At 70.7% G+C, this 834-nt stretch carries 1 protein-coding gene; it reads left to right on the top strand.

What is annotated here, in order from left to right:
- The coding region (locus MFF40_RS28325; RefSeq protein ID WP_238263147.1) for an ISAs1 family transposase at positions 1 to 828 on the top strand (828 nt) is incomplete at its 5' end.
- Between the last annotated feature and the right edge of the window lie 6 nt (positions 829 to 834).

The following is an 834-nucleotide window of genomic DNA, read 5'->3' as shown; positions in this document are numbered from 1 at the left end:
CGCTTTGCCGAAGCCTTGTCGGGGCAGGCCGGCCTCGGCGGCCAGACCATCGCCCTCGACGGCAAGTCGCTGCGCGGGGCCGTGGATCGAGCCCGGCGCACGCAGCCCCTGCATCTGGTCACGGCCTGGTCGGCCGAGCAGCGTCTCGTCCTCGGGGTGCAGCGGGCGCCCGGCCGCAGCGAGGTCACGGCAGCCCGGGCCATCATCGCGCTTCTGGACCTCACGGCCGCCACCGTCACGGCCGATGCCCTGCACGGCAACCGAGCCACGGCCCAGGCGATCCGCGCGCGCGGCGGCGCTTATGCCCTGGTCATCAAGGGCAATCGCGGACCGCTGCATCGGGCCGCCCAGGACCTGTTCGCGACCCCCGACCCGGCCGAGGCCGCCATCACGACGGACGCCGCTCATGGCCGCCACGAGACACGCACGGCCTGGGTTCGGCCCGTACCCGATTGGGCCGAGACCTACCGCTTCCCCGGCCTCACCGCCATGGCCCGGATCGACAGCCTGCGCCGGATCGGCGACACCACCGAGCGGCAGACCCGCTACATCGCCCTGTCGCGCACCGTCGAACCCGCCGAAGCGCTCCGCCTCGTGCGCGTCCATTGGAGCATCGAGAACAACCAGCATTGGCTGCTCGACGTGGCGCTTGCCGAAGATCGCATCCACACCCGCAGCGATCGAACCGCCGAAAACCTCGCCCTCCTGCGCCGCCTCGCTCTCAACCTCCTGCGCGCCGACACCGCGAAGGGATCCATCCGCGCCAAAATCAAGCGCGCCGCATGGAACGACACATACTTGCTCAGCCTCATCAGCCAAATGCGATAGCCCTGC

The sequence above is a fragment of the Methylobacterium mesophilicum genome (assembly GCF_022179445.1).
Lineage (GTDB): Bacteria > Pseudomonadota > Alphaproteobacteria > Rhizobiales > Beijerinckiaceae > Methylobacterium > Methylobacterium mesophilicum.
The sequence above is the reverse complement of the archived record's forward strand: the minus strand, read 5'-3'. Positions and strand labels throughout refer to the sequence as shown.